Below are 13,857 nucleotides of genomic sequence, written 5' to 3' on the forward strand. Positions count from 1 at the left end.
CCACGGGCGATCTCATAGGTAGTCAGAGAATCTGACTGAGGTTCCTCGGATCTCGGCTGCGTGCGGCCACGCCGGAGAATGCGAAACCGGCCGCCGGGATGTCCCGACGGCCGGTCTCTGTCAATCTTGCTCAGTACTTGCCGAACGCCAGCGCCACGTTGTGGCCGCCGAACCCGAAGGAGTTGTTCAGCGCGTAGTTGATCTCGCCCTTGCGGGCCTCGCCGTGCACCACGTCGAGCTCGATCTCCGGATCCTGGTTCTCCAGGTTCAGGGTGGGCGGGATGATCCCGTCCCGGATCGAGAGCACCGTGAGCGCGGCCTCGAGGGCGCCGACGGCACCGATCGAGTGGCCGAGCGCGCCCTTGGGGGCGTAGATCGCGGCATCCGTGCCGACGACCGCATTGATGGCCTTGGCCTCCGCGGTGTCGCCGATCGGGGTCGCCGTGGCATGCGCGTTGATGTGGTCGATGTCCGAGCGGGACAGGCCCGCCGTTTCCATCGCCCGCTTCATCGCGCGCGCCGCGCCGCCGCCCTCCACGTCCGGCGACACCATGTGGTAGCCGTCGGACGTGATGCCGGCGCCGAGGAGCCGGGCGAGCGGCTTCGCGCCGCGCGCCAGTGCGTGCTCCTCGGTCTCGATCACCATCAGCGCCTGCGCCTCGCCGAACACGAAGCCGTCGCGGTCCTTATCGAACGGGCGCGACGCGGCCTGCGGATCGTCGTTGCGGGTCGACAGCGCGCGCATCATCGCGAACGACGCGATGGGCGGCGAGTCGATCCGACCCTCCACGCCACCACAGACCGCGATATCGGCGTCGCCGAGGACGATCTGCCGCCACGCGTGTGCGATGGCCTCGTTGCCGGTGGAGCACGCCGAGACCGGCGCGATCGCGCCGGCCCGGGCACCGATCTCCAGCGCCGAGACGGCGCACGCACCGTTCGGCATGGACATCTGCACCGCGAACGGCGAGACCTTGCGCACGCCGGAATCGCGGAGCGCGTCCACGGCCTGCACCATCGTCTCGCCGCCACCGAGGCCGGTGCCGACGACCGCCGCGAGGCGGGCCGGATCGACGTCGGGGCGACCGGCGTTGTCCCACAGCCGCTTGGTCATCACGTGGGCGACCTGCTCGACGTAGGACATGCGCCGCTTCGACACATGCTGCTTGCTGATGTCGCCGGCGTGGGCGCGGTCGGGGCGCTCCGGCACGTCGTCCGACGGGTCCGACAGCAGCTGGCCGCCGAACCGCACGGGCAGATCGGGGATCTGCACGCCGATGAAATCTCCCTCGAGCGGGCGAATGCCGCTCTTACCGTCGAGCAGTCCCTGCCATGTGGAGTCGGTGTCGACTCCGATCGACGTGGTCAGCTCGATGGCTGTGACGACGACGCTGGGGAACTGTCCGCCGAGCGTCGAGAAATTCCTCAGCGAAGCCACGTGCTACTGGTTCTTCTCGGCCTCGTACTTGCTCTTCAGCTCCGCGGCGAGCTCGGTGTTCTCGGCCTCGAGCTTCTGGATGTACGCGACGGCGTCGCCGACGGTCTTCAGGCCGGCGAGGTCCTCGTCCGGCACCTTGACGCCGTACTTGTCCTCGAGCTGCACAGCGATCTCAACCATCGACAGCGAGTCGATGTCCAGGTCGTCGATGAACGCCTTGTCGAGGGTCACCTCGGAAGGCTCGATACCGGTGACCTCCTCGATGATCTCGGCGATGGCGGCGACGATTTCGTCCTGGCTGGTGGCCACAGTGGGTCCCTTTCTTTGTTGTTCGACGGTGCCGGACGGCCCCGTCGTCAAGGTCGGTGTCAGTCGGAGGGTGCGATCAGCGCGCGGAGGCGAGCAGCTCGGCCAGATCGGCCGGGGCCTTGATCGCGGCCTGCGGAACGCCCTTGAGCTCGCGCTTGGCGATGCCCACCAGGGTGCCCGCGGGCGGCAGCTCCACGACCATCGAGACGTCGGCCGCGCGCATCGTGGCGGTGCACAGGTCCCAACGGACCGGGCGGGTGACCTGCGCGACGATCTGCGACAGGGCGGCCTCGCCGGAGGTGACGGCCTTACCGTCGCGGTTCGACAGCAGCGTGAGCTGCGGATCCCGAGGGGTGATGTCCTTCGCGGCGGCCGCGACGGCCTCCTGCGCGGGGGCCATGAACTCGGTGTGGAAGGCGCCGGCCACGGCGAGGGGGCGCAGGCGCGCCTTCTCCGGGGCGTTGTCGGCGAGCTTCTGCAGGTTCTCGACGGCGCCGGCGGCGACGATCTGGCCGGTGGCGTTCATGTTCGCCGGAACCAGGTCGTAGTCGGCGAGCCGCTCCAGGACCTCGGCCTCGTCGCCGCCGAGCACGGCGGTCATCGAGGTGGGGACCAGGGCGCAGGCAGCGGCCATGGCGCGGCCGCGGATCGCGGCGAGCCGCACGGCCTCGTCGGCGGTGATGACGCCCGCCACCGCGGCGGCGGCGAGCTCTCCCACGGAGTGCCCGGCGACGACGGTGTCGGCCGGCTGTGCGCCCATCTGCTCGAACGCGAGCAGTGCGGCGGCGACCACGAGGGGCTGGGTCACGGCGGTGTCGGTGATCTCGTCGGCCTCGGCGATGGTGCCGAGGCGGACCAGGTCGAGATCGGCGATCTCGGACCAAGCGCGCAGGCGGTCCACGGCAGCCGGCTGGTCGAGCCATGCCGTCAGCATGCCGGGCTTCTGGGAACCCTGTCCGGGGGCGAGCAGTGCAATCACGTGTTCTAGGAAACACCCCCGGAACCTGAAAAGAAGGTGTCGCAGCCTGAGAACCTTGTTCATCTAATTTGTGGGGTCTCCACAAATGTGCTGCTCAGCGAGGCCTGTCTGTTACCAGAGTGTTATTTGTGACTGGGCTAGTTCAGTGTGATGTCTGTGATCCGCGTCATAGCGGGCGGGGTGAAGCGGTCCGGATTGGCGGCCGCGAGACGCCCGATCGTGGCCGCCACACGCAGTACGAAGGCGTCCCGCGGGGCCTGCGGATCGCGGCCCGTGATCTCGGCGATCTTCTTCAGGCGGTACCGCACGGTGTTGGGGTGGACGAACAGGACCTCGCGCGCGCAGGTCTCGACGGCGCCGCCGGAGTCCAAGTAGGCGTCGAGGGTGTCCGACAAGGCGGAACCGGCCTCTTCGAGGGGTTTGACCAGCAGCTGGTACAGCGTGCGGCCGGCGTGCGTGTCGCCGATCAGAGCGCGCTCGGGCAGCAGTTCCCAGCTGTGCACCGGGCGCGGGGCCCCGGGCCAGCCGGCCACGGCGTTCACGCCGGCGATCGCCTCGACCGCCGAAGCGTGCGCGTCCTCCAGCGTGGGGGTCGTATGACCGATCACCACGGGACCGTCGGCGAAATGCGGCATGAGGGCGTCCGCGAACGCGTCCCCGGACATCACGGCACCACTGACGATGACCACCAATTTGGTGCCCTGCACAACGGCGAGGGCCGAGCGGCCGTGCCCGCGGGCGGTGTCGTGCACCGATCCGGCCACCGACACGTTCTGATCGGGCGGGGGATTGCCGATGATGACGGTGGCCGACGCGACCGGGTCCCAGTTCAGGGCCGCCGCTCGGGAGAGCAGGTTGGCGCCGGTGTCGCCGCGGACCACCGCGTCGACCACCAGCGCCTCCATCCGGGAGTCCCACGCGCCGCGGGCCTCCGCCGCCGACGCGTAGATCGACGCCGCGCCGAACCCGATCTCCCGGCCGTACCGCAGCACCGCCTCGGTGAGCGCGATGAGCTGGTCCTCGTTGCGGGCGAGCAGCGGCAGCCACTTCTCGAAGAACTCCATGGCCACACGGACCATCTCGACGGTCTGCAGGAGGGACACCTTGCGGGCCAGGTCCTGCGGGACCGACTGGAACGCGGCCACCGTGTACGCCACGTCGCCGCCGTGGTCGATCCACTCGGCGAAGTTCACCACCGCCGTCTGCACGACCAACTGGATGGACGCGCGCTGGCTGGCCTCGAGCTCCGCGAAGTAGGGGAGCTGTTCCTCCATGGACCGCACGGCCTCCGTGGCGACCCTGCCCGAATACTGCCGGATCCGGGTCAGGATCGCCTCGGGAAGCACGTCGCGGGGCTCGGGGCGCTTCCTGGTGAAGCCTCCCTTGCCCGGCCTCCCGGGAAGGGGGAACGAGCCCGTATCGGCGGTCATGGGTTCCTAGGCTACGCCGGGGTCCGAAACCTGCTTCGGGGCGGCGAGCACGTCGTCGATCCGGTACCGCTTCGCGGCGTCCGCGGCCACGGAGAAATCGATCGCGCCCTCGCGGGCGAGGCCCAGGAGAACGCCCACGACGATGGACTCCGCGTCCACGTTGAAGTAGCGACGAGCCGCCGGACGGGTGTCCGAGAACCCGAAACCGTCGGTGCCCAGGGTGACGTAGGTGCCCGGCACCCATGCCCGGATCAGGTCCTGCGTGCCGCGCATGAAGTCGGACGCCGCCACCGTCGGGCCCTCGGTCCCGGACAGCACCTTCGTCACGTGCGGCGTGCCCGCGGGGGCGGCCGGATCACGCAGGGCGGCCTTCTCCACGGCGATGCCGTCGCGCTGCAGCTCCACCCAGCTCGTCACCGAGAACACCGAAGCCGAGACGCCCCAGTCCTGCGCGAGCAGCTCCTGCGCGCGCAGCGCGTCGGGCATGGTGACGCCCGAGGCCAGGATGTTCGCCTTCAGGTCGTGGCCGCTCTCGGCGGGCTTGAACAGGTAGAGGCCCTTGAGCAGGCCGTCCACGTCAAGGCCCTCGGGCTCGGCCGGCTGGTGGATCGGCTCGTTGTAGACGGTGATGTAGTAGTAGATGTTCTCGGGGTTCTCCCCGTACATCCGCCGCAGGCCGTCGATCACGATGTGCGCGAGCTCGTAGCCGAACGCCGGGTCGTACGCCGCGACCGCGGGGTTGGTCGACGCGAGCACGTGGCTGTGCCCGTCCGCGTGCTGCAGGCCCTCGCCGGTGAGCGTGGTGCGGCCGGCGGTGGCGCCCAGCACGAAACCGCGGGCCATCTGGTCGGCGGCCGCCCACAGCCCGTCGCCGGTGCGCTGGAAGCCGAACATCGAGTAGAAGATGTACAGCGGGATCATCGGCTCGTCGTGCGTGGCGTACGACGTGCCCACCGCGGTGAACGACGCGGTCGACCCGGCCTCGTTGATGCCCTCGTGCAGGATGACGCCCTGCGAGTTCTCCTTGTACGCGAGCATCAGCTGCGCGTCGACCGCGGTGTACGTCTGGCCGAGGCGGTTGTAGATCTTCAGCGTGGGGAACCAGCTGTCCATGCCGAACGTGCGCGCCTCGTCGGGGATGATCGGCACGATCCGGGAACCGACCGCCGGATCACGCAGCAGCTCCTTGAAGATCCGGACCACCGCCTGCGTGGTGGCGACCTCCTGCTTGCCCGAGCCCTTGCGCATCACGTTCAGCGCCTCGATGCCGGGCGTCGCGAGGGCCTTCGCCTGCGTGCGCCGTGACGGAAGGAAGCCGCCGAGCTGCTTGCGGCGATCCAGCATGTACTGGATCTCCTTCGACTCCGGGCCGGGGTTGTAGTACGGCGGGAGGTACGGATCCTTCTCGAGCTCCGCATCCGAGATCGGGATGCGCAACTGGTCGCGGAACTGCTTGAGGTCGTCCAGCGTGAGCTTCTTCATCTGGTGCGTGGCGTTGCGGCCCTCGAAGTTGTGGCCCAGGCCGAAGCCCTTGACGGTGTGCGCCAGGATCACCGTCGGCTGGCCCTTGTGCTCCATCGCCGACTTGTAGGCCGCGTACAGCTTGCGGTAGTCGTGGCCGCCGCGGCGCAGGCCCCAGATCTGCGCATCGGTCATGTCCTGGACCAGCTCCTTGGTCCGCGGGTCGCGGCCGAAGAAGTGTTCGCGGACGAACGCGCCGTCGTTCGCCTTGAAGGTCTGGTAATCGCCGTCGGGCGTGTTGTTCATGATGTTGACGAGGGCGCCGTCGCGGTCCTTGTGCAGCAGTTCGTCCCACTCGCGGCCCCAGATCACCTTGATCACGTTCCAGCCCGCGCCGCGGAAGAACGACTCCAGCTCCTGGATGATCTTGCCGTTGCCGCGTACGGGGCCGTCGAGGCGCTGCAGGTTGCAGTTGACCACGAAGGTGAGGTTGTCCAGGCCCTCGGTGGCGGCGATCTGGATCTGGCCGCGCGATTCGGGCTCGTCCATCTCGCCGTCGCCCAGGAACGCCCAGACGTGCTGATCCGAGGTGTCCTTGATGCCGCGGTCGTTCAGGTAGTGGTTGAACCGCGCCTGGAAGATCGCGTTCATGGGGCCGAGGCCCATCGACACCGTCGGGAACTCCCAGAAGTTCGACAGCAGCCGGGGGTGCGGGTAGGAGGGGAGGCCCTTGCCCTTGTCCTCGTGCGACTGCTCCTGCCGGAAACCGTCCAGGCGCTCCGCGGGGATGCGGCCTTCGAGGAAGGCACGCGCGTAGATGCCGGGGGAGGCGTGGCCCTGGATGAAGATCTGGTCGCCGCCGCCGGGGTGGTCCTTGCCGCGGAAGAAGTGGTTGAAACCCACCTCGTACAGCGACGCCGCGCCCGCGTAGGTGGAGATGTGGCCGCCCACGCCGACGCCGGGGCGCTGCGCGCGGTGCACCATGATGGCCGCGTTCCAGCGGATGTAGGCGCGGTAGCGGCGCTCGATCTCCTCGTCGCCGGGGAACCAGGGCTCGAGATCGGTGGGGATGGTGTTCACGTAGTCCGTCGAGGTGAGCGACGGGATGGAGACGCGCTGCTCGCTCGCGCGCTCCAGCAGGCGGAGCATCAGGTACCGCGCCCGGGCCGGCCCGTGCGTGGCGATCAGATCGTCGAGCGACTCGAGCCATTCACCGGTCTCGTCCGGATCGATGTCCGGGAGATACGACGCCACTCCTTCCCGGATCACGCGGACCCGATCGGGGCGTCCGTCGGTCGACGGTGCCGGGGCGGATCCCGTTGCAGCCTCGGTGAAGGCGTTCGAGTCGGTCACTAGTGCTCCTATGGGTCGCGAGCGCGTGGTTCAGGAGTGCGGTGTGTCGCACGTCCCATCCTGCCGCAATCGGAAGTTACTCAACAGTCCGTCACCGGGAGGCGATTTCACGTCAGCACTTGCGCAACATCGCCGTACCGGGTCTGCTGTAGGGGACCAGTGCCGTAAGTTCGACACCGCGGCTGCGCCGCGAGTTCGTAACCGAACGCACATGAAGAACGACGGTGAAGCGCCGTCGTCGGCTTTGGAGGAGGCTCTCACCGGTGTCCGTGAATGGGTCCTATGCCCAGAAGATGGGCCTGCAGCCCGGCAACATCGTGCAGGAGATCGGCTGGGACGACGACACCGATGACGAACTGCGTCTGGCGATCGAGGAGATCACCGGCGCGGAGATGCTCGACGAGGACACCGATGAGGTGGTCGACGCCGTGGTGCTGTGGTGGCGCGACGACGACGGGGACCTGGTCGACACCCTGATGGACGTCATCACCCCGCTGTCGGACGACGGATACGTCTGGGTGCTCACCCCGAAGACGGGGCGTCCCGGGTACGTGCAACCGAGCGAGATCGCGGAATCGGCGCCGACGGCGGGACTCACGCAGACCTCGTCGACGAACCTCGGCGAATGGATCGGTTCCCGCCTGGTGCAGCCGAAGTCCGGCCGCGTGGGCAAGCGGTGACGCAGCCCCACACAGACGGTCCGCTGCCCGCCGGCAGCATCGCGCCCGATTTCACCCTCCGGGACCAGAACAACCGCCCGCTCACGCTGTCCTCGTACCGCGGCGAGAAGAACGTCCTGCTCGTGTTCTTCCCGCTCGCGTTCACGGGGACGTGCGAGAGCGAACTCGGCGGAATCCGGGACTCGCTCCCGGCTTTCGAGAACGACGACGCCGCCGTGGTCGCGATCTCCGTCGGGCCGCCGCCCACCCACAAGGTGTGGTCCGGTTCGCAGGGCTACCTGTTCCCGATCGTGTCCGACTTCTGGCCGCACGGAACGGTTTCGCGGGAGTACGGCGTGCTCAACGAGAAGAACGGGTACCCGAACCGCGGCACGTTCGTCGTGGACCGCGACGGCGTGATCCGGTTCTCGGAGATGAACGAGCCGGGCGTCCCGCGCGATCAGTCGCTTTGGGAAGACGCGCTGGCTGCGCTAGCCTCATCCGGTCGGCGCGTGTAGCTCAGTTGGTTAGAGTCCCGGTCTTACACACCGGTTGTCGGGGGTTCGAGTCCCTCCGCGCGCACCACCCCCGGGTCCGGGCCTGATCAGACGGCCCGCGGCGCTCCCGGACCACGCACCGGAGGCACGTTCGGGCCCACCGCGTTCGTGACGAAGAACCGGTTGTTGCCGTCGACCGTGACGCGGTAGATGAGCGGAGGGATTCCCTCGGCGCTCACCGTGCTCCTGCCGGAGCGCTTCATGACGCGCACCTCGCAGTCCACGACGTAGATCCCGTTCCGCTCGCTGACGCGCTTGGGGCCGTAGCTGGAGCCGACGGAGTCCTGGTCCGCGTGCTGCGCGATCTGCGCGGCGTACGCGCACGCCACGGACTTGGCCAGGTCCGCGTCCGTCTTCGGCGCGGCGGAGGCGAGCGCGGGGAGCGTGACCGCGAGGGCGGCGGCGCCGAAGGCGCCGAGGGCGATCCTGCGGGTGGTAGATCCGAAATCAGTCATGCCGCAGATTAACATGACCAACATGAATGTGTTCGGTATCGCAAGGCCGGATCCGCGTCAGGCGCCCGACCGGTAGGCCTCCAGCAGCCGGAGCCACACCTCGCTGACCGTCGGGTACGCCGGCACCGCGTGCCAGAGGCGCTCGATCGGTACCTCGCCGACCACCGCCGTGGTGGCGGCGTGCAGCAGCTCGGCGACGGCGGAACCCACGAAGGTGGCGCCCACGATCACGCGACGGTCCTCGTCCACCACCATTCGCGCGCGCCCCGCGTACCCGTCCGCGAACAGTGCCGCGCCGGCGACTCCGCCCAGGTCGTAATCCACGACGCGCGCCGTCATACCCGCATCGCGCGCGGCGGATTCCGTGAGGCCGACGGCGGCGACCTCCGGGTCGCTGAACACCACCTGCGGCACCGCCGCGTGATCCGCGGTCGCGACGTGCGCGCCCCACGCGCCGTCCGCGAGCGCCGCCCCGGCGGCCCGCGCCACGATCGCGTCACCCGCGGCCCGCGCCTGGTACTTGCCCTGGTGGGTGAGGAGTGCGCGATGGTTCACATCGCCCACCGCGTAGAGCCAGTCGAACCCCTCGACGCGCAGCGTGTCATCGACGGTGAGCCAGGAACCGGGCACGAGCCCCACGGAGTCGAGGCCGATATCGGCCGTCCGCGGCGACCGTCCGGTGGCGGCGAGCACTTCGTCCGCGACGACGGTGATCCCCTCCGAGGTCTGGATCTCCACTCCGGCGCCGGTGCGCGCGACCCGCGTGGGTGCGGCGCCCAGCATCAGCTCCACGCCCAGCCCGCGGAGCCCCTCGCCGACGAGCTCGCCGGCGAACGGCTCCAGCCCGCGAAGCAATCCGCTGCGCGCGATCACGGTGACCTTCGATCCGAGATCCGCGTACGCCGTGGCCATTTCGACCGCGACCACGCCCCCGCCGATCACGGCCAGCCGGCCCGGAACCGACTGCGAACCGGTGGCTTCGCGGCTGGTCCACGGGCGCGAGGCGCGCAGCCCGTCGACGTCCGGGACCGCTGCCTCGGTACCGACGGCGACGACGACCGCCTGCCGGGCGGTCAAGCTGCGCTCGGCCCCGTCGGGCGCCGTGGCTGTGACGCGCTTCGGCCCTGAGATCCGGCCGTGCCCGCGGACCACTGTGATGCCCGCGTGTTCCGCCCATGCGACCTGGGAGTCGTCCTTCCAGTCGTGTGTGAACGAGTTGCGCCGGGCGAGAACGGCTTCCACGTCGATCCGCCCGGTCACGGCCTCCGCGGCGCCCGCGACCCTGTGTGCCTCGCGGACCGCCTGCCCCGAGCGCAGCAGCGCCTTCGAGGGCATGCACGCCCAATAGGAGCATTCGCCGCCCACCAGTTCGCTCTCCACGAGTGCCGCGCTCAGGCCGCCCTGGACCGCCCTGTCCGCGACGTTCTCGCCGACCGGCCCGGCCCCGAGGACGATCACGTCGTACTCAGCATCCGCCATGTGCCACCTCCGTCGTTCACGGTACGTGCGATGCCGCCTCCCTGCGGGGGACCGGTCAGGAAGCGAGGAGCGCGGGAACCGTCCTCGGCCATAGCGTTGCCGTCATGACGCCCCCTCTCCTCGCCCCGCCCCTCGGCGGCACCGTCTGGGAGATCGCGTCCTCGGCCACGAGGGACACAGGCGCCCCGCTGCGCACCGTCGACGAGGTGGTGCAGTTCCTCGGCGTGGACGCCGCCGCCACCAGGACCCTGGACCTGACCGCTGCGGCGAAATCCCGGTCACGAACACCCGGTTCTGCGGTGGTTCGTGACCGGGCTTCGTCACCCGGTCACGTCCCGGTAGCGTCGGCCTCCGTGAAACGTTCCACTGAGCTCGCGCTCGGAGTGCTCGCCGACGAGGTGTTCGGCGACCCGCGCCGCTACCACCCCGTCGCGGGGTTCGGCACCGTCGCAACGGCTCTGGAGCGCCGGATGTACGCACCGTCGAAGACCAGGGGTGCCGCGTACACCCTGCTCCTCGTGAGCGGTGCGGCCGCCGCCGGCTACGCGCTGCGGAAGGTGCCCGGCGCCACCGCGATCGGCACCTGGGCCGTGGTCGGGGGAGCGGGTCTGCGGGGCGTGGGCGCGGACCTCGGCCGGCACCTGGGCGACGGTGACCTCGAGGCCGCGCGTGGGCTGCTGCCGTCGCTGTGCGGGCGCGACCCGGCCGTGCTGGACGCGGCCGGGCTGGCCCGCGCCGCCACCGAATCCGTCGCCGAGAACACCTCGGACGCGGCGGTGGCGCCGCTGTTCTGGGGCGCGGCGCTGGGCCTCCCCGGGCTGTTCGCGTACCGCGCCGCGAACACCCTCGACGCCATGGTCGGCTACCGCAACGAGCGGTACGCCGACTTCGGCTGGGCCTCGGCCCGGCTCGACGACGTTCTCAACGCGATCCCCGCGAGGCTCGCCGGGGTGGTCACCGTCGCGGCGGCGCCGGCGGTCGGGGGCGCACCGTCGGACGCGATCCGCGCCTGGCGGAACGATGCGGCGGAACACCCGAGCCCCAACGCGGGGGTCGCGGAGGCGACGGCCGCGGGCGCGCTCGGCCTGCGGCTGGGCGGGCGCACGCAGTACGCGCACGGCGTGGAGTCGCGGCCCGTCCTGGGTGACGGACGCGCCCCCGAGCCGGCCGATCTCGCGCGGGCGGCGCGGCTCTCGCTCGTCGTGGAACTCGGCGCGCTGGCCGTGACTATCCTCGGCGCCCGTACCGGTCGGCGAGCCTGGCGGCGCGTGCGGCCTCGGGGCTGACCTGTTCCTGCGGTGCACCGTCGGCGTCGCCCGGGCCGGCGCCCTGCGCAGCATCCCCGGCCTCGAACACCGCGCGGTCCTCGCGGCGCCGGCGCACCTCGGACCACACGAAGTAGCCGATGGCGAGCGGCGCCATGATCCCGAACGCCAGCCACTGCAGCCCGTACGAGAGGTACGGGCCGGCGTCGAGCATCGGCAGCGGCACCGGATCCAGCACTCCGGGCTGCCCCTCCGCGAGGTCCAGGTAGCCGGGCGCCAGGGACACGCCCAGCGCCGGGCCCACCGCGGCGGGGTCGATCGCGTACACCTGCAGGTAGCCGTTCTCCACGCGCGGTGCCCTGTCCGGCGACGTGGGTTCGGGGGCGCGCAACCGGGCGTCGACGGTGACCGTGCCCGACGGCGGCGGCGCGAAGTCCGGCACCACGCCGCCCGTCGGCGTGCGGACGAAACCCCGGTCCACGAGGTAGGTGGCGCCGTCGTCCGCCGCGAACGGGACGAGCACCTCGTAGGCGGGGTTCCCGTCCTGGTTCCGCAGCCGCGCGAGTACCTGCTTGTCCGTGAGGAAGCTGCCGGTCAGCGTGACCTTGCGCCACTCCGCGTCCCGTGGCACGTCGGTGCGGCCGCCGAGCAACTGCGCCGCGGGCACCGGGTCGGCGTTCACGGAATCGGCGATCTGCTGGTTGCGGTGGCTGGTGGACGTGTTCTTGCCCAGCTGCCACGGCGCGAGCACCGACCAGCAGAGCGCGGTGAACGCCAGGGCCGCGACCGCGAGGGCGATCCACCGCGGCTGGAGTGCGACCTTGAGCCAGTTAGGCATGCGCCCGCGTCCAGTCGATCAGCCCGGGCATCGCGCGCTCGACCTGCCCGAGGGTCACGCGGAACTCGTCGAGATCCCCGTAGTAGGGGTCGGGCACGCTCTCGTGGTCCGCGTCCGGATCGAAACTGCGCAGCAGCCGCAGCCTCGCGTCCGGGACGCCGCGGCGCAGCAGCGGCGCGACGTGCGAGCGGTGCAACGCCACCACGAGATCGGCCGACAGGTGATCCGCGGTGACCTCGGCGGCGCTGTGCTCGCTGGGATAGCCCGCCGCCTCGAGCACCGCCCGGGCGCGGTCGTCGGCCGGCGCGCCCTCGTGCCAGCCGTCGGTCCCGGCGCTGCTCACCCGCACCCGGTCGGCGAGGCCCGCATCGGCGATCGCGCTCTCGTAGACGATCCGGGCGATCGGCGAGCGGCAGATGTTGCCGGTGCACACGAACGTGACATGCAGCGGGGTCTTCACACCCCCATCCTGCCCGAAGCCGGACACGCGCCGGGCATACCCTGGTCCCATGCTGCTGTCCGACGTGATCGACGTGCTCGACGAGGCCTACCCGCCGCGGCTCGCGGAGGGCTGGGACAGCGTGGGCCTGGTCTGCGGCGACCCGGCCGCCGACGTCACCCGCGTTCTCGCCTGCGTCGACGTGACCGCCGCCGTGGTCGACGCCGCGATCGAGCAGGGCGCGCAGCTCGTGGTCGCGCACCACCCGCTGCTGTTGCGCGGCGTGGACACCGTGGCCGCGAACACCCCCAAGGGGGCGCTGGTGCACCGCCTCATCACGCACGGCGTCGCGCTGTTCACCGCCCACACCAACGCGGACCGGGCGCGGGGCGGCGTCAACGACGCGCTGGCCGCCGCCCTCGGGCTCACGGTGACCGGCCCCGTCGAACACCTCGCGCCCGCGCGTCCCCTGGACCGGTGGGGCGTCATGGTTCCGCCCGGGCGGGCCGACGGTGTGCTCGCCGCGCTGTTCGCGGCCGGCGCAGGGACGGTCGGGGAGTACTCGGAGTGCGCCTGGCGGGTCGACGGTGCCGGCCAGTTCCGGCCCGGTGCCGCGTCGAACCCCGCCGTGGGCGCCCGCGGCGAGCTCGAGCGGCTTCCCGAGACCCGAGTCGAGCTGGTCGCCGACCGGGCCGCCCGCGGCGCCGTCGAGCGCGCCCTGCAGGAGGCCCACCCGTACGAGGAACCCGCCTACGACGTGATCGAACTGGCGGGCGGCGACCGGGAGTGGGGCCTCGGCCGCGTCGGCGTGTTGCCCGCGCCGTTGACCCTGGCCGCGTTCACCGCTCGGGTGTCCGAGGCGCTGCGGGTGACCGCCCGCGGCGCCGGCGACCCCGACGCCGAGATCCGTACCGTGGCCGTGTGCGGGGGAGCGGGCGATTCGCTGCTCGGCACCGTCGCCCGGCTCGGCGTGGACGCCTACGTGACCGGCGACCTGCGGCACCACCCCGTCGACGAGCACCTGCGCGCCGGCGGCCCCGCCGTCGTGGACGGAACCCACTGGGGAACCGAATTCCCTTGGTGTGCAGCCGTCGCCGATCTCCTGCGGCCCCATGCCGATGTCGCGGTCTACGACCGCCCCACCGATCCGTTCGCCGTTCACGGCTGACGCGCACCCGGCGCGGGTGCCCATCAG

The 13,857-nt window shown here is 70.9% G+C and carries 13 protein-coding genes and 1 tRNA gene; 5 read left to right on the plus strand and 9 right to left on the minus strand.

Annotation, left to right across the window (positions count from 1 at the left end):
- Positions 1-130: 130 nt before the first annotated feature.
- From BN39_RS19580 to aceE, 5 genes are all read right to left on the minus strand, one after another.
- The gene (locus BN39_RS19580; RefSeq protein ID WP_019204147.1) at positions 131-1,438 is read right to left on the minus strand and encodes a KasA/KasB family beta-ketoacyl-ACP synthase; all 1,308 of its coding nucleotides are present in this window, start codon (positions 1,436-1,438) and stop codon (positions 131-133) included.
- Between the two features lie 3 nt (positions 1,439-1,441).
- The gene (gene acpM / locus BN39_RS19585; protein WP_019204148.1) at positions 1,442-1,747 is read right to left on the minus strand and encodes a meromycolate extension acyl carrier protein AcpM; all 306 of its coding nucleotides are present in this window, start codon (positions 1,745-1,747) and stop codon (positions 1,442-1,444) included.
- 76 nt (positions 1,748-1,823) lie between these two features.
- The gene (locus BN39_RS19590; protein WP_081586201.1) at positions 1,824-2,726 is read right to left on the minus strand and encodes an ACP S-malonyltransferase; all 903 of its coding nucleotides are present in this window, start codon (positions 2,724-2,726) and stop codon (positions 1,824-1,826) included.
- 137 nt (positions 2,727-2,863) lie between these two features.
- On the minus strand, positions 2,864-4,156 hold the full coding sequence (locus BN39_RS19595) for a CdaR family transcriptional regulator (RefSeq protein ID WP_040768739.1): 1,293 nt from the start codon (positions 4,154-4,156) through the stop codon (positions 2,864-2,866).
- A gap of 6 nt (positions 4,157-4,162) precedes the next feature.
- A complete protein-coding gene (gene aceE / locus BN39_RS19600) occupies positions 4,163-6,886 on the minus strand; it encodes a pyruvate dehydrogenase (acetyl-transferring), homodimeric type (RefSeq protein ID WP_305808086.1) in 2,724 nt (907 codons plus the stop codon).
- Positions 6,887-7,263: 377 nt separating this feature from the next.
- On the opposite strand from aceE, the gene BN39_RS19605 reads away from it, so the two are divergent.
- From BN39_RS19605 to BN39_RS19610, 3 genes are all read left to right on the plus strand, one after another.
- On the plus strand, positions 7,264-7,650 hold the full coding sequence (locus BN39_RS19605; protein ID WP_051159081.1) for a DUF3052 domain-containing protein: 387 nt from the start codon (positions 7,264-7,266) through the stop codon (positions 7,648-7,650).
- On the plus strand, positions 7,647-8,147 hold the full coding sequence (locus BN39_RS22880) for a peroxiredoxin (RefSeq protein WP_081586203.1): 501 nt from the start codon (positions 7,647-7,649) through the stop codon (positions 8,145-8,147). Before BN39_RS19605 ends, BN39_RS22880 begins: the two co-directional genes overlap by 4 nt.
- Positions 8,138-8,214: transfer RNA gene (locus BN39_RS19610), tRNA-Val, on the plus strand. The genes BN39_RS22880 and BN39_RS19610 overlap by 10 nt, the downstream gene beginning before the upstream one ends.
- Before the next feature lie 19 nt (positions 8,215-8,233).
- Here the strand turns inward: BN39_RS19610 and BN39_RS19615 are convergent.
- Together BN39_RS19615 and BN39_RS19620 are read right to left on the minus strand one after the other, a co-directional pair.
- The gene (locus tag BN39_RS19615; protein WP_019204152.1) at positions 8,234-8,641 is read right to left on the minus strand and encodes a hypothetical protein; all 408 of its coding nucleotides are present in this window, start codon (positions 8,639-8,641) and stop codon (positions 8,234-8,236) included.
- Between the two features lie 57 nt (positions 8,642-8,698).
- Positions 8,699-10,120 carry an NAD(P)/FAD-dependent oxidoreductase gene (locus BN39_RS19620; protein WP_019204153.1) on the minus strand — a complete coding sequence of 474 codons (1,422 nt, stop codon included), beginning with the start codon at positions 10,118-10,120 and terminating at the stop codon, positions 8,699-8,701.
- A 353-nt stretch (positions 10,121-10,473) separates the two neighbouring features.
- On the opposite strand from BN39_RS19620, the gene BN39_RS19625 reads away from it, so the two are divergent.
- On the plus strand, positions 10,474-11,406 hold the full coding sequence (locus tag BN39_RS19625) for a cobalamin biosynthesis protein (protein ID WP_040768908.1): 933 nt from the start codon (positions 10,474-10,476) through the stop codon (positions 11,404-11,406).
- Here BN39_RS19625 and BN39_RS19630 read toward each other — a convergent pair.
- Both BN39_RS19630 and BN39_RS19635 read right to left on the minus strand, forming a co-directional pair.
- Positions 11,348-12,223: an SURF1 family protein gene (locus BN39_RS19630; RefSeq protein WP_019204155.1), complete on the minus strand. Its 876-nt coding sequence runs from the start codon at positions 12,221-12,223 to the stop codon at positions 11,348-11,350. The genes BN39_RS19625 and BN39_RS19630 overlap by 59 nt on opposite strands.
- Complete coding sequence (locus BN39_RS19635) at positions 12,216-12,683, minus strand: low molecular weight protein-tyrosine-phosphatase (protein ID WP_019204156.1); 468 nt, start codon at positions 12,681-12,683, stop codon at positions 12,216-12,218. Before BN39_RS19635 ends, BN39_RS19630 begins: the two co-directional genes overlap by 8 nt.
- A 49-nt stretch (positions 12,684-12,732) precedes the next feature.
- On the opposite strand from BN39_RS19635, the gene BN39_RS19640 reads away from it, so the two are divergent.
- Positions 12,733-13,830, plus strand: a complete 1,098-nt coding sequence (locus BN39_RS19640; protein ID WP_019204157.1) for a Nif3-like dinuclear metal center hexameric protein — start codon at positions 12,733-12,735, stop codon at positions 13,828-13,830.
- Positions 13,831-13,857 lie beyond the last annotated feature (27 nt).

It is taken from the genome of Tsukamurella sp. 1534, assembly GCF_000312385.1.
GTDB lineage: Bacteria > Actinomycetota > Actinomycetes > Mycobacteriales > Mycobacteriaceae > Tsukamurella.